Annotated in this window: 18 protein-coding genes; 6 read left to right on the plus strand and 12 right to left on the minus strand. The window is 71.3% G+C overall.

Annotation, left to right across the window (positions count from 1 at the left end; translation table 11 throughout):
- Nucleotides 1-37: 37 nt before the first annotated feature.
- The 3 genes from IPH07_05295 to IPH07_05305 form a co-directional block, all read right to left on the minus strand.
- Entirely contained in the window at nucleotides 38-781 is a 744-nt protein-coding gene (locus IPH07_05295; protein MBK6916795.1) for a hypothetical protein, read from the minus strand.
- A gap of 136 nt (nucleotides 782-917) precedes the next feature.
- Nucleotides 918-2,645 (minus strand): TldD/PmbA family protein, encoded by a 1,728-nt coding sequence (locus IPH07_05300; protein ID MBK6916796.1) that lies wholly within the window; start codon nucleotides 2,643-2,645, stop codon nucleotides 918-920.
- A gap of 73 nt (nucleotides 2,646-2,718) precedes the next feature.
- Nucleotides 2,719-3,777 carry a PhoH family protein gene (locus IPH07_05305; protein MBK6916797.1) on the minus strand — a complete coding sequence of 353 codons (1,059 nt, stop codon included), beginning with the start codon at nucleotides 3,775-3,777 and terminating at the stop codon, nucleotides 2,719-2,721.
- Between the two features lie 76 nt (nucleotides 3,778-3,853).
- On the opposite strand from IPH07_05305, the gene mazG reads away from it, so the two are divergent.
- Together mazG and IPH07_05315 are read left to right on the plus strand one after the other, a co-directional pair.
- Nucleotides 3,854-4,750 carry a nucleoside triphosphate pyrophosphohydrolase gene (gene mazG / locus IPH07_05310; protein MBK6916798.1) on the plus strand — a complete coding sequence of 299 codons (897 nt, stop codon included), beginning with the start codon at nucleotides 3,854-3,856 and terminating at the stop codon, nucleotides 4,748-4,750.
- A 184-nt stretch (nucleotides 4,751-4,934) separates the two neighbouring features.
- Nucleotides 4,935-5,552 (plus strand): hypothetical protein, encoded by a 618-nt coding sequence (locus tag IPH07_05315; GenBank protein ID MBK6916799.1) that lies wholly within the window; start codon nucleotides 4,935-4,937, stop codon nucleotides 5,550-5,552.
- A gap of 43 nt (nucleotides 5,553-5,595) precedes the next feature.
- On the opposite strand, the gene IPH07_05320 is transcribed toward IPH07_05315, so the two are convergent.
- Genes IPH07_05320 through IPH07_05330 form a run of 3 tightly spaced genes read right to left on the minus strand, consistent with a single transcriptional unit; the run spans nucleotide 5,596 to nucleotide 9,503 of the window.
- Nucleotides 5,596-6,378: a hypothetical protein gene (locus tag IPH07_05320; GenBank protein ID MBK6916800.1), complete on the minus strand. Its 783-nt coding sequence runs from the start codon at nucleotides 6,376-6,378 to the stop codon at nucleotides 5,596-5,598.
- Between the two features lie 53 nt (nucleotides 6,379-6,431).
- Entirely contained in the window at nucleotides 6,432-8,543 is a 2,112-nt protein-coding gene (locus IPH07_05325; protein MBK6916801.1) for a PQQ-dependent sugar dehydrogenase, read from the minus strand.
- Between the two features lie 48 nt (nucleotides 8,544-8,591).
- Nucleotides 8,592-9,503, minus strand: a complete 912-nt coding sequence (locus IPH07_05330) for a LysR family transcriptional regulator (GenBank protein MBK6916802.1) — start codon at nucleotides 9,501-9,503, stop codon at nucleotides 8,592-8,594.
- Nucleotides 9,504-9,614: 111 nt separating this feature from the next.
- On the opposite strand from IPH07_05330, the gene IPH07_05335 reads away from it, so the two are divergent.
- Complete coding sequence (locus IPH07_05335) at nucleotides 9,615-10,184, plus strand: SRPBCC family protein (protein ID MBK6916803.1); 570 nt, start codon at nucleotides 9,615-9,617, stop codon at nucleotides 10,182-10,184.
- A 22-nt stretch (nucleotides 10,185-10,206) separates the two neighbouring features.
- On the opposite strand, the gene IPH07_05340 is transcribed toward IPH07_05335, so the two are convergent.
- Together IPH07_05340 and IPH07_05345 are read right to left on the minus strand one after the other, a co-directional pair.
- Nucleotides 10,207-11,409, minus strand: a complete 1,203-nt coding sequence (locus tag IPH07_05340; GenBank protein MBK6916804.1) for a bifunctional folylpolyglutamate synthase/dihydrofolate synthase — start codon at nucleotides 11,407-11,409, stop codon at nucleotides 10,207-10,209.
- Nucleotides 11,406-12,299, minus strand: coding sequence for an acetyl-CoA carboxylase carboxyltransferase subunit beta (locus IPH07_05345; GenBank protein ID MBK6916805.1), 894 nt, complete (start codon nucleotides 12,297-12,299; stop codon nucleotides 11,406-11,408). The genes IPH07_05340 and IPH07_05345 overlap by 4 nt, the downstream gene beginning before the upstream one ends.
- A 116-nt stretch (nucleotides 12,300-12,415) precedes the next feature.
- On the opposite strand from IPH07_05345, the gene IPH07_05350 reads away from it, so the two are divergent.
- From IPH07_05350 to IPH07_05360, 3 genes are all read left to right on the plus strand, one after another.
- Nucleotides 12,416-13,516 carry a phosphoribosylformylglycinamidine cyclo-ligase gene (locus tag IPH07_05350; GenBank protein MBK6916806.1) on the plus strand — a complete coding sequence of 367 codons (1,101 nt, stop codon included), beginning with the start codon at nucleotides 12,416-12,418 and terminating at the stop codon, nucleotides 13,514-13,516.
- A 12-nt stretch (nucleotides 13,517-13,528) separates the two neighbouring features.
- Nucleotides 13,529-15,073 (plus strand): hypothetical protein, encoded by a 1,545-nt coding sequence (locus IPH07_05355; protein MBK6916807.1) that lies wholly within the window; start codon nucleotides 13,529-13,531, stop codon nucleotides 15,071-15,073.
- Nucleotides 15,074-15,180: 107 nt separating this feature from the next.
- Nucleotides 15,181-15,981, plus strand: a complete 801-nt coding sequence (locus IPH07_05360; GenBank protein MBK6916808.1) for a hypothetical protein — start codon at nucleotides 15,181-15,183, stop codon at nucleotides 15,979-15,981.
- Between the two features lie 49 nt (nucleotides 15,982-16,030).
- Here the strand turns inward: IPH07_05360 and IPH07_05365 are convergent, their stop codons facing one another.
- The 4 genes from IPH07_05365 to IPH07_05380 form a co-directional block, all read right to left on the minus strand.
- On the minus strand, nucleotides 16,031-16,396 hold the full coding sequence (locus IPH07_05365) for a hypothetical protein (GenBank protein ID MBK6916809.1): 366 nt from the start codon (nucleotides 16,394-16,396) through the stop codon (nucleotides 16,031-16,033).
- A gap of 239 nt (nucleotides 16,397-16,635) precedes the next feature.
- Nucleotides 16,636-17,430, minus strand: a complete 795-nt coding sequence (locus tag IPH07_05370; GenBank protein ID MBK6916810.1) for a hypothetical protein — start codon at nucleotides 17,428-17,430, stop codon at nucleotides 16,636-16,638.
- 252 nt (nucleotides 17,431-17,682) lie between these two features.
- A complete protein-coding gene (locus IPH07_05375; GenBank protein MBK6916811.1) occupies nucleotides 17,683-18,474 on the minus strand; it encodes a hypothetical protein in 792 nt (263 codons plus the stop codon).
- Nucleotides 18,461-19,111, minus strand: coding sequence for a VCBS repeat-containing protein (locus tag IPH07_05380; protein ID MBK6916812.1), 651 nt, complete (start codon nucleotides 19,109-19,111; stop codon nucleotides 18,461-18,463). Before IPH07_05380 ends, IPH07_05375 begins: the two co-directional genes overlap by 14 nt.

Below are 19,111 nucleotides of genomic sequence, written 5' to 3' on the forward strand. Positions count from 1 at the left end.
CGCCGGCTCGCCGGCCGATCGGCCGCGGCGTGCCCTTCTAGGGGCGGAGCGCCGGCACGCGCAGCTGCGCGAACGGACGCGCGCCGCGACGACCGAGCATGACCGCGATGCCCGCGGCGGTCTGCGGGTGCGTCGGCCACGAGCTCCCCGGCGCCCGCGGGTCGGGACGGACCTCGAACACCACGCAGGTCGCGTCGCCGAGATCCTCGGCGAGGTCGGTGAACACCCGCAGCTGCACGCCGGGATCCGCCGGCCCCAGAGCAGCCGCGTCGAGCAGGAGCTGCACCAACACCGGCGCGAGATCACCGTGGGCCCCGGCCACGCGGGCGCGGCCGTGGCTGCCGACCTCGACGGTCGGCATCAGCTGCGCGCGCGACAGCAGCTCGAGCTCGACCGCCTGCAGGATCGCATCGACCTCGTCACCGGCGGCGGGCTCCGCCGCGCGAACCCGGCGCGCCGCGGCCTTGCTCGCGGGCGCGACGACGGGCGACGCCGTGGCCGCGATCGGTGGGGTGGCGAGCGAAGACGGCACCACCGCGACCGCCGGCCGCTCGTTGGCGGCGGGCTGCAGCGCGTTGACCAGCGCGCACACCCGCCTCGTCTCGCGGTCGAGCGCCGTCAGGATCTCGAGCAGCTGCTCGCGCGAGGGCGGCGGATCGGCGAAGGGGGCCAGCGGACCGCACAGCAGCGCCGCGGCGAATTGCGCCGCGCTGGCACAGTCGCGCAGCTCGAGCCAGGCCGAGGGCGTCGACTCGATCGCATGGGGAGCTGCGGCGGACACCCCTTCCTCGTGCAGTGGTCGCGGCGCGGCTGCCAGGGGGCCATGGTCGGTCGTGGCCCGCGCGCGGACGTGCGTTCGCGGTGCGGTGCGTCCGCGCGTCCGGCCGCATTGCGGACGCAACGGCGGCGCGCCCGGATCAACGCCGGCGACGGTTGCCGCGACGGCGCAGCGCTGCGGTGCGGCCACGCGAGCCGTCGTCGGCGAACGGCGGTGGCAGCAGCGGCTCGTGGAAGCCGGTGGTGCTGCCCTGCTGCATCTCGACCTCCGAGAGCAGGATCGCGGGCGCGATCCCACTGACCGGGATCGACCCGCTCTCGGCGTAGCAGTAGCCCTGGTCGAGATCCGCGTCGCCGCCGAACGCGACGATGCGCTGCAGTGCCGACAACGGCGTGCCGATCAGCTCGACGTCGCGCACCCGCCGACGCTTGCCGGTCTCGACGTCCAGCAGCCACACCTCGGCGGGCTCGCCCTTGAAGACCTGGAAGTCATAGGCCTGGGTCTGGGTCTCGCCGGCGCGGACGCGGTGGATGATCATCGCCTGCGATCGGCCCTGCGCCTTGGCGATCTCGATCAGCTTGGCCTCGAGCTCGGGCCACGTGCGCGCGGTCCCGGGGCGCGGCTGCACCACGAAGTTGGCCATGCGCGCCGTGGGTGGCTGCAGGCCGTCGTGGCGGCCGTGGCCGTTGCTGTGGGCCGCGTCGGGCGTGGGGTTGCGGCCCTGCAGGAAGCCCTTCAACACGCCATCTTCGACCAACACCGCGCGCTGGGCCATCACGCCCTGGTCGTCCACGCGATAGCTGCCCCACACCGAGCGGGCGCCGAGCTTGGTCTGGGTGGGATCGTCGAACACGTCGAGGCCCGGCGGCAGGATGCGCTGGCCGACCTTCTGCGCGAACGTGCGGGTCTCGTTGCGGGCCACCAGGCGCTCGCCCTCGAGACGGTGGCCGAGCGCCTCGTGGAAGAGCGTGCTGGCGGCCTGCCCGGCGAGCAGCGCCGGCCCGATGAACGAGCCCGGGGTCGCGGCCCGGCGCAGCTCACCGAGCTCGACGATGACGTCGTCGACCAGCCGTTCGAGCTCGGCACGGGTCGGCACCTCGTCGACCGCCCGCAGGTAGAGCTCGCGCGAGGCCTCGGTGTAGACGCCGTCGTCGGTGTGGATCCAGCCGCCGATCGACAGCTCCACGTAGACGTCCTCGGTGACCACGCGGGTGCCTTCGCTGGTCGCCAGCCAGCGGTGCACGCGCTCGGCGGTCAGCGTGATGGCGGGGTCGTGGACCTCGGGATGCTGCAGGAAGCGACGCGAGAGGTCGCGCAACATGCCCTCCCACGCCGCGCGCGGGAACGGATCCTGGTGGAGCTCCTCGCGGTGGATCACGGGCGTCTCGCGCGAGAATGCGTCGACCTCGTCGCGCAGGTACTCGGAGACCAGCGCCTTGCGGTGGTCGTAGTAGTCCTGCAGCGCCTCGTCGAACTTGAGCTGGCTCAGCTTCCACAGCGAGACCTGCAGCGCCGCGAGATCGAGGTCGTCGGGCGCGTCGACCCAGTCGGCGCTCTCGCGCTCCTCGGCGCGGGTATCGAGCCCGCCATCCATGACGTTGTCGAACTTGTGGCTGCCGACGCGGACGTCGGTGTAGATCTGCGCGCCGGTATGCTCGCGGGCCCGCGTCAGCGAGCCGTAGGCCGCACGCAGACGCAGCGAGTGCACCCGCCGCAGCGTGTACTGCATGAAGTAGGGCTTGGGGCTGCCAGGGACCTGCAGGCCCTGCATGGAGCGCGCGAGCTCGCGCTCCATGACCTCGAGCACGGTGTCGCGCAGCGCGGTACGGGGGATGGGTTCGAGCTTGGGCAGCGTGCGGGCAGCCATGGATGGGTCCGGGTTCGAACCCCCGGCATAGCCGGCGCGCCCCGAACCGGCAAGAATCGCGGCCGAACCCCGTTCAGCTGCCGTTCTCGCCGATCCCCCCCGCATGCGCGCCGTCGCCCGGCGTTCCCGCGGGTCCCGCGATGCCCACGCCGGGCCCGTCGCCCGCGGGCTCGGCGCGTTCCCGCGCCTCGGCGCGGCGGCGAGCATCCCGCTCGTAGGCCACGACGATGGCCTGCACGAGCGGATGCCGCATGACGTCCTCGGGCGCGAAGGTCGTGACCGCGATGCCCTCGGTCCCCTGCAGGATCCGCAGCGCGTGGATGAGCCCGCTGCGTTGCCCCCCCGGCAGATCGATCTGCGATGGATCGCCCGTCACGACCACGCGGGTGTTCGTGCCGATGCGGGTCAAGAACATCTTCATCTGCTCGCGGGTCGTGTTCTGCGCCTCGTCGAGGATCACGAACGCGTCGTTCAGGGTGCGCCCGCGCATGTAGGCCAACGGCGCGATCTCGATGGTCTCGCGCTCCATGAGCCGCAGCACCTTCTCGGCCGGGACCATGTCGTGCAGCGCGTCGTACAACGGCCGCAGGTAGGGGCTGATCTTCTCCTCGAGGGTGCCGGGCAGGAACCCGAGGTGCTCACCGGCCTCGATCGCGGGCCGCGAGAGGATGATGCGGCGCACCTGCTTCTCGAGCAGCATCCGCACCGCGACCGCCATCGCGAGGAAGGTCTTGCCGGTGCCGGCCGGGCCGACCCCGAAGGTCAGCACGTGGCGGCGCATGCACGCGACGTAGCGCTTCTGCGTCAGACTGCGCGGGACGATCGGCTTGCCGTCGCTCTGGCGCTCGAGGATGGTGTCCTCGAACACCTCGCGCAGCTCGGCGGCGGGGTTTTGCCGCAACACCTCGAGCGCCCGGGGCAGGTCGGCGGGGGCGACCGGCGAGCCATGCTGGGCCAGCGCGTACAGCTGCCGGAGCAGCCGCTCGACCAGCCCGTCGTCGTCGCCCTCGAGGGTGACCTCGTGGCCGCGCACGTGCAGCGCGACCCCGGTCTCCCGCTCGAGCACGCCGGCCGTGCCGTCGCGCGCCATCGTCGAAGGGTTGCGTCCGACCGCGTCGAGCATCAGCTGCATCGGCGCCTGGTCTTCGAAGGTGAGCTTGACGGACTCTGCCAAAGCGATGGGTCGTGGTAAGGGAGATCGAGTCCCCATGACCGTAGCACGGCGGCCGACCCAGGAGAACCCATCGCCCGCAGACGCGGCCGATGGCGCCACGACGCCCCGGCACCGGGCCCTGGGCCTACGTGATGGCCTCGAGGGCCTGCGCGATCTGATGGCGCGGCTGCTCGCGCCCGATGGCTGCCCTTGGGATCGCGAGCAGACCCTCGACTCGCTGCGGCCCTACCTGCTCGAGGAGACCCACGAGGTGCTCGAGGCGATGGACACCCCGTCGCGGCACCTCGGCGAGCTCGGCGATCTGCTGTTCCAGATCGTGTTCCACGCCGCGCTGCGCGAGCGCGAGGGCGCCTTCGATCTCGACGACGTGGTCGCGGCGATCCGCGAGAAGATGATCGATCGGCACCCCCACGTGTTCGGGCCTGAGGCCGAGACCCTCACGGCGCAGGAGGTCACGCGTCGGTGGGAGGCGGGCAAGCGTGCCAAGCCCGAGCGCGATCCGTCGGCGCTCGGGGTCCCGCGCACACTGCCCGCCCTGCACCGGGCGGCCCGCCTGCAGGAGAAGGCCGCCGCGTTGGGCTTCGACTGGCCCGACGTCCACGGCGCGCTCGCGAAGCTCGACGAAGAGCTGCGCGAGTTCGAGCGCGCCCGCGACGAGGCCGTCGCGGTGCCGTCGCCCACGACCCACGCCGCGATCGCCGACGAGCTCGGCGACGTGCTGTTCGTGCTGGTGCGCATCGCTGGCAAGCTGGGGCTCGACGCCGAGTCGGTGCTGGCCGGCGCCAACGAGAAGTTCGAGCGGCGCTTCGGCCACGTGCTGCGCACGCTCGCCGAGCGCGGCGTCGATCCCCAGAGCGTCGATCTCGCGGCGCTCGATCGACTGTGGGATGACGCCAAGCGCGCCGAGCGAAGCGCCGCGTCGCGGTCCTAGCGGCCACGCGCCCGCAACGGCACCGCGGACGCGCGTCGGTCGGGTCGGATGCCAACCGCGTTGGCGTCGCGGGGACGACCGTCCCAAGTCGCGACGCGCCGCTGGCCGCTGCCGGGTCCGTACACTAGATTGGATCGTGGGGCTCCCTTCCGAGTTCCGCCCACCGCCCGCCCCTGATCCTGCGATGCGCTTCGCGACCCTGCCCGCCCTCGTCACCGGATACCGCGACGCCGCCATGTCGCCGGCGACCCGCCAGGAGATCGCCCGTCAGCTCCAGCTCGCGAGCGACGCGCTGACGCTGGCGGTACTCACCCTCGACGGTCGTGGTGGAGACGATCGCGGCGACAAGCTGCGACGCGGTGAGCAGGCGCGGCAGTTCCTGGTCGAGGCGGTCGGTGCGCTCGGGCGGGCGCGCGTCTACGTGCCCAAGCTCAAGACCTACGACCTGCCCTACCTGCTGTCGGTCGACCCGCGCCCGGCCATGGAGCTGGCCCGACTGCAGCAGATCGCGACGCGGCTACTCTGGCAGAATCACGCGTACTTGCCCGCGAGATCGGAAGCACAACCTCTGCTTCCCGAGGAGGAGCGTCAGCTGGCAGTGATGGTCGCGGGGGTGAAGCGCGGCGCGAAGATCGATCGCGCGCTGCGCTACCGCTGGTGCGGCGTAGCGCTCGGCGTCGCCGCGATGGGCATGATGTGGGGCCTGCCGTTGCTCGGCGCGCTCGCGGCGACCAGCGGGCTCTCCCTCGCGGTCTTCCGCCTGTTGCGCGACGAGCCCGAGATGGCCGCCTCGGGCGCGTGACCCGGGCGGCCGATGCGGGCCTTGGCCGCCGCTCGCGTGCGCGTCAGGGCGCGTCGACCGGCTCGGCCTCGGCCGCCGTGGCCTCGACGAAGTCGAGCACGAGCAATCGATAGCCGGCCTTGCCTGCGACCCACGCGACGGTCGGCTCGCTGGCCCGCTTGAGGGTGACGGTCGCGACCGCATCCTTGCCGCGACGGCTGACCTTGACGGTGCGCACCGGCGTGCGGAAGTACGTGAGGTCGAGGTAGCGCGCGTTGTTGCGGACGTTGATGCGGGTGTTGGTCATCCGCAGCGTGAGCACACCGTTCTTGATGTCGAGCTTGGTCGCGACGTCGGCCGACAGCTCGAAGAACACCCGCGAGTGTCCGCCGGCTTGGCGCTCGAAGCCGGTCCAGGTCAGCGACGCGGGCTTGCTGCCCATCTTTGCGGCCGGGAACGGCGGCACATGGTTGCCCTCGATCGAGACCCCGGAGTAGTAGCCCTCGGGGTTGGGCGCCGCGCTGACGTCGTCGCGGGTGCGGACGTAGCGGGGGCTCCAGCCGCCCGAGCGGGAGTACGACCAGGTGTCGCTGAGATCGACCGGCTTGGTGTCGACCGGCTCGGCCTCCGGGGTCTTGCCGCTCGTCTCGGTGCCCGCGACCGGCGGTGCCGGTGGTGGGGTGCTGGTGGGGCGCGGCGACGCACTCGGGGCCGGCGGCGCCGCGGTGGCGCCGGGCGGTGGACCGCCGTCACTCGCCGGTGGTGGTGGCGGGGCCGCGGGGCCCATGGCCGCGGCGGCGCCCGAGGTGAGCGCGAGGGCAACGGCGATCGCGGGGCCGGGTCGCATGGACCCGATCCTACGCGGCGGCGCGCCGTGCTGCCAAGCAAACGGAGCTTTCGTCACGGACAGCTGGCGAGACCCTCGATCCACGCGTCGACCAGGGCCGCCGCGTCGGCGTCGACCCGCGCGGTCGCCAGCGGTGGCATGCGGGCGTCGCCCTGGGCGTGCAGTCGCACCGACAGCACCGAGCGCGCGGGCTCGCCGGGCGCGACGATCTGCGGATCGGTGAGGCCGACGTCGCCCGCCCGCGGCGCGTTGCACAGCCCGGTGTCCGCCAGCGCGACCTCGCGGCGCAGATCCAAGTCGGCGCGCCCGCCGGTGCCGTCCTCGCGGTGGCACGGCGAGCAGTTCACCGCCAGGTAGGCGCGCACGCGGGTGTCGAGCGCGACGGCGGCATCGTCGGCGGCGGGCAGCGGCGCGACCTCGGGGACGGCGTCGAGCAGACCCTGCGCCACCAGCTGCGCGAGCTGGTCGTTGCCGTCGTCGTCGCGGTGGGCGAGCTGGGCCGCGGTGGTGCCGAGCGGGCCGCCGGCGGCGTCGGTGTGGCAGGCCCGACAGCCGCGCAGGCCCGGCAGCAGCCACGTGTCGTCGCGCGGCGCGGTGCCCTCGTCGGTGACCAATCGCGCCTCGCCTCCGTCGGGGTCCCACGCGTAGCCGTAGCCGACCCAGCCGTCGTCGTGGCGGGCGAGCAGGCGCGTCTCGAGCAGCACGCCGCCACGCTCGAACGATTTCACCAGCACGGTGCCGGTGGGCCACTGCACCAGCCCGTCGTCGTCGACGCTCGCGACCGTGCCCTCGGGCACCGCGACCGCGCGCAGCTTGTCGGCACCGTCGGACCAAAACGGCAGGTTCACCGCGTACGGCACCACGCCCATCGCCGGCTGTGTGGGCGCGTCCATGTCGACGCAGCCGGTCTGCGACAGCAGTCGCGGGAAGCGCTCGACGCCCGCCGCGTCGTCGGCCCCCGCGACCAGCGCGACGACGCCACCGAAGTAGCTCACGCCCATCAGTGTGCCGTCGCGCGCGAGCGTCCAGCCGGCGATGCCGCGGGCGCTCGAGCCGATGATCTCGGCCTCACCGCCGGCCGACGGCACCCGCCAGGTGGTGCCGTCGTAGAAATCGCTCCACACGAAGCTGCCCTCGAACGCGGGGATCGTGCCACCGCGCAGCACCGCGCCGGCGATGATCGATGCCACGCCGGTGTTGCGGTACTGCGCGACGGGATCGATGAACGACGGATCGTCGCAGGCGTCGACGCCGATGCAGTCGGTGCCCTCCTTGACGCCCCAGCCGTAGTTGCCGCCCGCGGTCACGCGATCGACCTCTTCGTAGCGGTGCTGGCCGACGTCGCCGGCCCACAGCGCACCGCTGGGGCGATCGAAGCTCCACCGCCACGGGTTGCGAAAGCCCAGCGCCCAGATCTCCGGCCGCGTGCCCTGCTCGTCGACGAAGGGGTTGTCCGGCGGCACCGCGTAGGGCGAGGCCTCGCTGGTGTCGCGCACGTCGATGCGGATCATCTTGCCCAGCAGCGTGTCGCGGCGCTGACCGTTGCCCTGGGGATCGCCGGCCGAGCCGCCGTCGCCGAGCCCGAGGTAGAGCATGCCGTCGTTGCCGAAGTCGATGTCGCCGCCGTTGTGGTTCTCGTAGGGCTGATCGATCTCGATCACCGTGAGCAGGCCGTCGGTGGCGAGCGTGCGCCCGTCGTCGTCGCTGGTCGCCACGGCGATGCGCGAGAGCATCGCCGTGCCGCCTTCGGCGTTGTACGAGAGGAACACGCGGCCGTTGTCGGCGAACGCAGGATCGAAGGCGAGGTCGAGCAAACCGGCCTCACCCGCGATGTGCACGCGTGCCGACAGATCGGCGAAGACCGTCGCGGCCGCGTCGCCGCGCCAGGTGTAGACCACGCCCGGCTTGGTCACGAGGTACCAGCGCGCGTCGTCGCTGGGGTGCTGCACCAGCGCGACCCCGTCCTCGATCGCGATCTGGCCGAAGCGCGGCTCGACCCGCACGCGATCGGCCCCTGGCAGCTTCGGCAGCGCCACGCAGCGGTTCTCGAACGGCAGCGACTGCCCGTCGTCGTCGCGACAGCCCGCCGCCAGCGTCATCGCCATCACCAGCCACGGCGCGATGCGTCGAGCCGAGCGCCGGCGCCCTGCAATCCAAACGTCCATGTCCATCATACCAGCGACGCGAGAATAGCACGGCTGGCGCGCGCCGCTTCAGGCCCGCAGCGCCGCGACCATCGCCGGCGCCAGCCAGGCCGCGAGCATGTCGATGCGCTTGCTTCCGCGACGCCCGGCAGCGTAGCCCAGCCGCACGTCGAAGCCCGGCGCCGACCAGCCCGGCAGCACCCGTGCGAGCCCGTGACGGGCGACGTCGGCGGCGGTCGCCAGGCCAACCCCGAGGCCGTCGGTCAGCGCGCGAAAGAGCATGCGCGAGTCGGTGCTCGCCAGCTTCGCGCGCACCGGCACCACCTGCTCGCGGCCCTTGCCGTCGCGCAGCGTCCAGTGGGTCTGCAGCTGCGCGCCGACGTAACACAGGCACGCATGGGCGGCGAGCTCGCTCGGGCGTCGCGGACGTCCGTGATGCTCGACGTAGGCGGGCGCCGCCGCGAGCACGGTGTCGATGCGGCACAGCTTGCGGGTCACGATCGAGGTCGAGGGCAGCTCGCCGATCAGCACCGCCGCGTCGAGGCCATGGGCCACGAGGTCGCCGAGGATCGCCGCAGCGGGACGATCGCTGACGAAGCACCGCAGCTCGAGCGCCGCGTGTTCGTGCAGCAGCTGCGCCAGCGCGTCGCCCAGCAGGTCGGCCACGCGGGACGGCAGCGCCAGCCGCAGCTCGCCCGCCAGCGCGGTGTCGCCGTGGGCGAGCTCGGCCTCGGCCGCGGTGAGCTCGGCGACGATGCGCCCGGCTCGCTCGTAGAGTCGGTGCCCCTCGAGCGTCGGCCGCAGCACCCGCGTGGTCCGCTGCGCCAACAGGACCCCCGCACGCTGCTCGAGCCGCGCGAGCCGACGGCTCACGACGTTGGTCGGGACCCCGAGCACGCGACCGGCCGCGGTCATGCTGCCGGAGTCGACGATCTGCACGAAGGTCCGTAGCTCCTCGAGGTCACGCAGGCTGGGCGTCATGTCGATTCTCCTGCACCATGCGAAAGTGTATCCGACGATCATCCACTGGTGAGCGACAACGGTGGCGCCCATGCTGGCCCCCTGAAGCTCCGACGACGGAGCGCCACACCGATGAACGCCAGCATCACCCCCCCCTCCACCTCGACCGCCAACCCCAGCCGCTGGGATCTCGACCGCCTCGTCGCCGAGATCGTCCGACGCCACACCGAGGCGCCGCTGCGCATGACCGGCAGCTTCGTCTTCGACGCCGACACTGCCACCGTGTTCGAGCAGGTCACCGACCCGGCCCGCATCGCCGAGTGGTTCGGCCTCGTGAAGGGCGGCAGCTTCGACCACGCGGGCTCGTGCAACCCCGGCACGCTCGGCGCAGGCACCCGCCGCGTGTGCCACACCCGCGGCATGGGTGATCTCGACGAGACGTTCTTCTACTACGACGCGCCCTACGCCTGCGTCTACCGCGTGAAGAACGCCATGATGCCGGTCGTGGACCACGCCGCGGTGATGGTGCTCGAGCCGCTCGGCCCCTCGCGCACGCGCTTCACCTGGCAGCAGTACTACAACCTGAAGGGCGTGATGATGCGCTTCGTGTTCCCCTCGATGCTGCGATCGATGATGAACCGCGGCCTCGCCACGCTCACCCGGCAGCTCGGCGGCGAGCCCAGCGAGATGGTCGCGGTGTGACGAGCCGATGGGGCCGGCCGCTTCAGCGCTCGCCGGGCTCGGCGGCGTCGAGGCCGAGCGCGCGGGCCCGCACGGCGGCGACCAGCACGTGGGAGCCGCACACGCAGACCTGCTCGCCGGCCGCGAGCGCTGCATCGGTCGCGGCGAACACTGCGGCGGCGTCGTGCAGCACCGGCACGGCAGCGCCGGGCGCGGTCACGCCGACGCTGCCGAACGCTGCGAGATCGATCCACGCCAGCGGCCGTGCCAGCTGGCGCAGCGCGGCCAGCATCGCAGCGTGGTCCTTGTCGGCGACAGCGCCGACGAGGATGCGTGTGCGCGGCAGCGCGGGATCGGCCCGCAGCGCCTCGCACAGCGCTGCGATGCCGGCGGGGTTGTGGGCCACGTCGAGCAGCAGCGTGCCCGCGCCGACCTCGATGCGCTCGAGCCGACCCGGCCACGACACGCCGTCGAGATCGGCGGCGGTGCAGCCCGGCGCCACCACGCTCGCCGCCGCCAGGGCCAGCGCGGCGTTGTGGCGCTGGTGCCCGCCGTGCAGCCCCATGGGTGGTCGCGAGAGCGGCGCGACCACCCGCAGCGGCGCTGCGATCGCGGCGCAGTGGGCCTCGATCACCGCGAACGCCTCGGGCACCTGCGCGACGGTGACGACCGGCACGCCGGTGCGCGCGACCGCGATCTTCTCGGCCGCGATCGCAGCCACGGTGTCGCCCAGGAACTGCCGGTGATCGAGATCGATCGACGCGACCGCGACCACCGCCGCGTCGCAGATGCGGGTCGCGTCGAGTCGCCCGCCCATGCCGGCCTCGGCGACGATGGTGTCGACGCCCGCCTCCGCGAAGCGGACCCACGCCGCCAACGTCAGCAGCTCGAAGAACGACAGCGGTCGCGGCAGCACGGTGGTGCGCTCGATCGCCTGCACCTGCGCGAGTGCGGCCGCCAGCGCGTCGTCGCGATCGGCGACACCACCCACGCGCACGCGCTCGCCCACGCGGTGCAGGTGCGGGCTGGTGAACAGGCCCACGCGGCGACCGTGGCGACGCAGCGCGTGGTCGACCATCGCCGCGGTCGAGCCCTTGCCGTTGGTGCCGACGATGTGCACCGCCGGCACGCCGGCCGCGGGCGCGCCCAGGGCTCGCCAGGCCCCGCGCAGGGTCTCGAGCTCGAGACGGATGCCCAGGGCGCGGCGGTCGAACAGCTCGGCGAACGCGGCCGAGGCCGCGCTCACCGCCCGGCGTCCGCGCCCGCGTCGGCGGACGGTCGCGGCGGCAGTCGACGGAGCATCCGCAGCATCGTGCCGATCTGTTCCTTCAGCTCGTGGCGGCTCGCGATGCGATCGATGATGCCGTGCTCGAGCAGGAACTCGGCCCGCTGGAAGCCCTTGGGCAGCTCCTGGCCGATGGTCTGCTGGATCACGCGGGGGCCCGCGAAGCCCACCAGCGCCTTGGGCTCGGCGAGGATGACGTCGCCCAAGGTCGCGAAGCTGGCGGCCACTCCACCGGTGGTCGGGTGCAGCACGACCGAGATGTACGGCAGCCGTTGCTCGCGCAGCCGCGCGCGCGCGGCCGAGGTCTTGGCCATCTGCATCAGCGACAGCACGCCCTCTTGCATGCGCGCGCCGCCGGAGGCGGAGAACACCACCGCGGGGCGCGACAGCTCGAGCGCGCGCTCGAACACGCGGGTGACCTTCTCGCCGACCACCGAGCCCATCGAGCCGCCCATGAACTCGAACGCGAAGAAGCCCGCCGACACCGGCACGCCGTCGATCTCACCGACGCCAGAGCGAAACGCCTCGGTCGAGCCCGAGCCGCGCACGGCCTTGTCGATGCGATCTTTGTAGTGCTGCGAGTCGAAGAACCCCAGCGGATCACCCGAGCGCAGCTCGGTGTCGTGCTCGACCCAGGTGCCGGCATCGACCGTGGTCGCAATGCGCTCGGCGGTCGGCATGGTGCCGTGGTGTCCGCACACCGGACACACCCGCAGGTTCTGGATCAGCTCGTCGGTGTACGTGATCTCGCCGCACGACTCGCACTTGGACCATAGGCCCTTGGGAATCGAGACCTTGGTCTGGGTCGAGTCCTTGTCGAGGGCTTCTTTCTTGCGACGCCACCAGGCCATGGGCAAACGGGCCCACCTTCTACCGCACAACGCGGCGGTTTTCACCCGCGCGCGCCGCCTGCGGCGCGGCGATTGCCCGCTTGCCCTGCGAACGCCGCCTTGCTACGGGAATCGCCATGTCCGCCCCGGGCGATCCACCTCGAGGGTCCGGCGACCCGGCTGCCGGGCCGCTGACCTACCGCGACGCGGGCGTCGACATCGACGCCGGCAACCATGCGGTCGAACGCATCAAGCGCCTGGTCGCGGGCACGCGTCGGCCCGAGCAGCTGTCCGATCTCGGCGGCTTCGCGGGGCTGATGGGCCTGCCGCGGGGCATGACCGAGCCGGTGTTGGTGTCGTGCACCGACGGCGTCGGCACCAAGCTGCTGGTCTCGATCGCCCTCGATCGCCACGACACGGTCGGCATCGATCTGGTCGCGATGAACGTGAACGATCTGCTGGTCACCGGCGCCGAGCCGCTGTTCGTGCTCGACTACATCGCGGTCGGCAAGCTGGTGCCGACCCAGGTCGAGGCGCTGGTGGCTGGCATCGTCGAGGGCTGCAAGCAGTCGGGCGCCGCATTGCTGGGCGGCGAGACCGCCGAGCTGCCGGGCCTGTATGCACCCGGTCACTACGATCTCGCCGCGTTCGCGGTCGGCGTGGTCGATCGCGCCAAGCTGCTGGGCCCGCAGCGGGTCGTCGCCGGCGACGTCGTGATCGCGCTGCGCTCGAGCGGGCTGCACAGCAACGGCTACTCGCTGGCCCGCCGCGCGCTGCTCGAGGTCGGCAAGCTCGGCTTCGACGACGCCCTGCCCTTCGGCGACGGCGAGCTCGTCGGCGAGGTGATGCTGCGGCCGACCGTCATCTATGCCAAGGCCTTCGCGGCCCTGCGCGCGCTCGCGGGCGCGCCGCTGCACGCGGCCGCACACATCACCGGCGGTGGGCTGATCGAGAACCCGCCGCGCGCGCTGCCGGCCGGGCTGGCGCAGCGGCTCGACTTGGCCGAGCTGCCGCCGCCGCCGGTGTTCCGGGCGATCGCGGCCCAGGGGGTGGCGCCGGCCGAGATGCAGCGCACCTTCAACTGTGGCGTGGGCATGCTGCTCTACGTGGCCCGCGAGGGCGTCGACGCGGTGCTGGCGTGCCTGCGCGAGGGCGGTCAGCCCGGCGTGGTGGTCGGCGAGGTCGTGCCGCACCGCGCGGGGGCGCCCGAGGTCGAGCTGACCAACCTGCGATTTTGAAGTGACGCCCGCTTGAGCAACACCACCAACCACTACGATCTGATCGTGATCGGCTCCGACATCGCGGGGCTGGTCGCGGCGGCGTTGGTGGCCCGTCGCGGCAAGCGGGTGCTGGTGCTGCCGCACGGCAGCGCCGAGGGGGTGTACCGGCTGCAGGGGCGCGTCTACGGCCTCGAGACCGCGCCGGTGGTGCACGCCAACACGCCGCCGTGCGAGCGCGTGTTCACCGAGCTGGGGCTGGCCCAGCAGGTGCGACGGCTGGCGACGCCGCACGACGGGCTCGCGCACTGCGTGCTGCCGCACGCGCGGCTCGATCTCGAGGCTGGCGAGCGCAACCTCGAGCACGAGCTGTCGCGGGTGTGGCCCGGCGACGAGGCCAGCGCCGCGTGGGATCTGCGACGGCGGTGGACCGACGCCACCGAGGCCGTGCTCGAGGAGCTGCTGGCGAGCGAGCACGCGCTGTCGGCCGATGGCTTCTGGGGACGCCGCTTCCTCGCGCGGGTCGCCGCCCAGCTGCCGCCACCGTCGACCGACGAGTGCGAGGGCGTGAGTGTCGATCACGAGCTGCGCGCGTTGGCGGCGTCGGTGGTGCCGTGGCTGTCGAACCTGACGCCAGCGCAGCTGGGCAAGGCGGCGGCGCTGCGGCTGGGCCGGCTGTGGTCGGTCGGGCCCGAGGATCTGCCGCAGGGCGATCGCAAGCTGCGCGAGCTACTCCTGCAGCGCATCGAGCTGCACTCGGGCGAGGTCAAGCGCGAGCTGCGGGTCGCGGAGATCCTGATGAAGCGCGGCAAGATCGTCGGCGTGAGCCTGCTGGGCAAGCGCGACCGCTACGGCTGCGATCACCTCATCGTCGCCACCGATCCGCAGACGTTGCTCGACAAGCACATGCTCGCCGATGCGGCGCCGCGCGCTCTGACACAGGGCCTGGCCGCGATCGCACCGGCGAGCTACCGCTTCGTGATGTACCTCGAGGTTGCCGAGCGCGGCATCACGCCGGCCCTGGGCGCGCTGGCGGTGTGCTGCCCGCTGCCCGACGACACCCCGCACGACGAGGCCTACGTGCCCGACCGCGCGCACGGGGTCGGACACATCTACCTGCGCGTCGAGCCCGGTCTCGCGGAGGACACGCGCCGCATCGCGATCACCCGCATCATGGGGGTCGACGAAGCGCTCGGCGATCAGCGCGAGCGGATCCTCGACGAGCTCGACGAGCGCGGTGTGCTGCCGTTCGTGCGGCCGTGGATCAAGCTGTGCCACTCGCCCCACGACGGCATCGAGGCCCAGGACGGCCGCGGCCACGCACTGGACGACTACGGCCCCGGCAGCGCGATGAACCTGCCGATGACGCCGCTGTACTTCAGCGACGGTGAGCCGCTGCTCGGCGTCGGCCTGCTGCCGACCGAGTCGGGCATCCGCGGGCTGCACTTCGCCTGTCGCGCCAACCTACCGGGGCTCGGCGTCGAGGGCGAGTTCGCCGCCGGCTCGGCGGCCGCGGGCCTGGTCGCGAGCCCGGCCCGCTCGCCGCTGTCGCGCTCGTCGCTGCTGAGCAAGGCGTAGGCGCCCCCCGAAACCCCGCGAATTCGCGGTCGCAGCGGGGTTTTGACGCGCTCGGAAATCCGCCGGCGCGCGCCGGCCAATTGCCGGCGCGAAGGGGCAACACCACCATGGATCATTCGCAGCGCAACTCCACCGCGCGGGCGACCGCGCTGCTCGGCACGTGGGTCATCGCGGCCGCCTGCGCGTCGTCGCGTGACGGCGGCGGCGACACGACGGTCGGCCAGCTCACCGGCATCACCGGCGTGACGACCGACGCCGGCACCTCGAGCACGGGCCCGATCGACGCCAGCAGCGACGACACCGGCACCACCAGCGGCGTCGCCGAGTCCAGCAGCTCGGACGACGGCGGTCCGCCGACGATCAAGCTCGACGTCGGCGTGGGCGACTCGGGCGATCTGGGCTGCCCCGACGACGACATCTGCTGCGTGCTGCCGGGCGAGCTGCCGCCGCACGCGGTGCTCGACGACTTCATCGCCGCCTACCCGCTGGCCCAGATGCCGCAGGACCTCGCGATGATGCAGAGCTTCGTGCCCGCGCTGCCCGACGTGCAGATGGCGTGGTCGGCCCTCAACACCGGCGACGAGCTGGTCGACATCGACAACGGCGGCCTGGTCGAGGCCAACCTCGAGACCGGCCGCACGTACGCCCACAACGCCGCGCTCGCGGCCGTGCCCGCCGACGCGACCATCATCGACGTCCGCGAGGATGCGCCCGTCATCGCCGATCTCGGCGGCCCCGGCAGCTGCGTCGGCGTCGGCTGGGCGTGGGGATCGATCTTGTTCGAGGCCATCGACGCATCGATCGACGAGGTCGTGTACCTCTACGTCGGCTACTGCTCGAGCGACGGCGACTCGGAGAACTTCTTCTACTCGAACGAGGCCGCGCAGGTCTGCGCACCACCGGCGTGAGGCGGGCGCGCGGGACTCAGCCCCGATCGCGCCGCCGCCATAGCTCGTATCACCCACTCGAATCGGCGCCGAACTGCTCGACCTCGGCGCAGAAGCCCTCGTCGAGGTCGCTCTGGCCCACGCACCTCGCACCGTCCATGTTCTGCTCCGTACCGCAGTCGGCGTCGTCATCGCACGGCGCGACGCAGTGACCGATTCCGCCGAGCTGCATGCACTCGAGCCCCGGCACCACGCAGTCCGAGTCCGTCGAGCAGCCGCCGTGAACGCAGTGGCCGGCGCCGCCCGACACCACGCAGGTCCAGTTGTGCGGATAGTTGGAGCTGGGGCACGAGATGGTCGGGAGCGAACCCGGATGCTGGGTCCCCTCGCAGCAGTCGGCCGCCACACTGCACGGCTGGTCGAACTCGCACGCCACCGGATCTGGTTCATAGCCCGTCATCGTCGACGACCCGCTTGCGCCGGTCGTCGATCCAGTCCCGCCACCGCTGCCCGATGAGCCCCCGCCGCCGCATCCGACCAGCGTCAACACGAGCACGCCAGAGAACAGCAGGCCCGCGAGCAGGCGAAACCCAAAGCCCGGCCCGGGACCTGGCCCCGCAGCGAGCCCAGCGCCCACCGCACAACCGCGCCCACCCGCCCGCCGAGACTCTGGTGTCACTCGATTCCGCAGTCGCATTCGTCCTGTACCCCTCCGGCGTTACCGCATACCCAGCGCGATCCCTCGACGCCGAGCGCGTCCAACTTCGCGTTGACCTCCTGCTCCGGAAGTTTTGGGTTCCACATGATTCTCACGTCGTCGAGCGGCGGGGCACCGTTGCTCGCGAGGGCATCGAGCACCTGCGTCGACACCAGTGCCTCGTTGCCGCGAATCTTCAGGCTGCCTACGCTGGCGAGATTCACGAGTCCGCCCACGTCGACGAGGCTGTCGTTTCCACTGAGCTGGATACCAAGGCCGCTGCAGTGGCCGAGGTTGAAGAGCTTGATCGATTCGACCGACTCGAGATGGATCTCCTCGAGCGCGTCGTTATGCGAGATGTCGAGCGTGGCGATTTTCTCGATATTCTCGAATCCCTCGATCGTACGGAGACTTGGATTGGAATTCACGGCCAGGTTCTGGAGCTCCGTCAGCTGAGTAAGCCCCTTGGTCGTCTCGAGCCACGCATTGCCATCGATTGAAACACCGAAGTCCGCAATCTCGAGACAGCTGAGGAATGCAAGATCTGGTTGCTGCCGAACACCCATGCTGACAAGGACTGCGCCGGTGACGTGCTGAATGTCGGAGAGCGACGCGAGATCCGTGTCCTCGAGAACGTACAAGTCCCCTTCGTGTACACGACTGCAACCTTCGACTTCTCCCGTCGACGTTCCGACGCCGTCTTCGGCGCAGCCGCCGGCAGTCGGCATCGCGGCAGCGAATGCCGCTGCAAGCAAGCTGCTACGTTCCCTCATTGTACACTCCCATCTCGTCCGCGATGTCGTCGAAGCGGACGCTGTACCCCGCCATGCCGGACGCCGACCCCGTCCCGCCGCCGCTGCCCGATGGGCCCCCGCCGCCGCATGCGACCAGCGCGAGCACGGGCACCCCACCCAACAGCAGGCCGGGGAGCAGGCGACACCCAAGGCCCGGCCCGGGACCTGGTCCAGCAGCGAGCCCAGCGCCCACCGCACAACCGCGCCCACCCGCCCGCCGAGACTCTGGTGTCACTCGATTCCGCAGTCGCATTCGTCCTGTACCCCTCCGGCGTTACCGCATACCCAGCGCGATCCCTCGACGCCGAGCGCGTCCAACTTCGCGTTGACCTCCTGCTCCGGAAGTTTTGGGTTCCACATGATTCTCACGTCGTCGAGCGGCGGGGCACCGTTGCTCGCGAGGGCATCGAGCACCTGCGTCGACACCAGTGCCTCGTTGCCGCGAATCATGAGGTCGCCCACGCTCGCCAGACTCGCGAAGCCACCTACTTCGGCGAGACTATCGTTGCCTGCGAGAAAGGTCCCCGGCCCCATGCAGTAGCCGATGTTGAGTCGCTCGATCGACTCGAGCGATTCGAGATGGACTTCCTGAAGTGCGTCGTTCATCGATACGTCAAGAAGGTCGATCTTGTCGATCTGCTCGAATCCGGCGAACACGCGCAACCTCGGATTCTCGGCAACGACGAGCTTCGAAAGCGCTGTCAACCGTGGGAGCCCTTCGGTCGTTTCGAGATAATTGTTCGCTTTGACGATGAGCCCAAGACCAATCGTCTCGACGCAGTTCAAGAACGAAAGGTCTTTCTGTTCGACTGTTCCGAGTCGGATATGGAGATTGCCGGTCACGTGGCTCAGATCTGAAAACGAAGTCAGGTCAGAATCCTCTAGGATGTAGAGATCCCCCTCGTGCACGCGGCCGCAGTCGCTCGTTCCGTCGGCCTGGGTCGGAATGCCATCGTCCGCACAGGCTCCACCGAAGAGTATCGCGAGTGACAGTCCGCCGCCCCATGCGTCACGATTCCTCATTGTACACCCCCATCTCATCGGCGATAGCATCGAAACGCGTGACGTACACAGCCATACCAGATGCCTCATCGAGGAGCGCCTCACGCAGACTCGGCCACACCTCGAAGTAGCCCCAAGGGTACTCGGCTTGAACGAACGCCATGAACTCTAGTACTTCCGCAAGCTCGGGTTGCGGCGAGTCTTGCCGGGTGAGGAAGCGCCACCAGAAGCGCATCCAGTCGATCTCGCTGCTCACCTCCCGGTCCAGCGTGGCGACCTGCAGCGGTGTGGCCCAGTCGAGGTCGTCGTAGCCATCGTTGTCGATGTCGCCGACCGCCAGCGATGCACCGAAGAGATCGTCGCAGCTCGCCACGCCGAGGATGCCTGAAGTGTCGCGGGTCCACGTGGTGAGGGCCGTGCCCGACAACAGCACGTAGATGGCTCCCTTGCCGCAGTTGGTCTCGGGCGAGGACACCACGATGTCGACGACGTCGTCGCCGTTGAAGTCGCCCGGCAGAACCACCCCGGATGGATCGATGATCGACGCCTGCGCCGGCGTGGACGTGGCAAACACTACGAGCGTCGGTGCCACGACCAGCAGCGCCGACGTCGCGGCCGCGCGAGGGCGAGCACGCCGCGGTGGAATCCAGCGTGGCAT

The organism is Deltaproteobacteria bacterium, from assembly GCA_016709225.1.
Taxonomy (GTDB): Bacteria; Myxococcota_A; Polyangia; order Nannocystales; family Nannocystaceae; genus Xiheibacterium; species Xiheibacterium phototrophicum.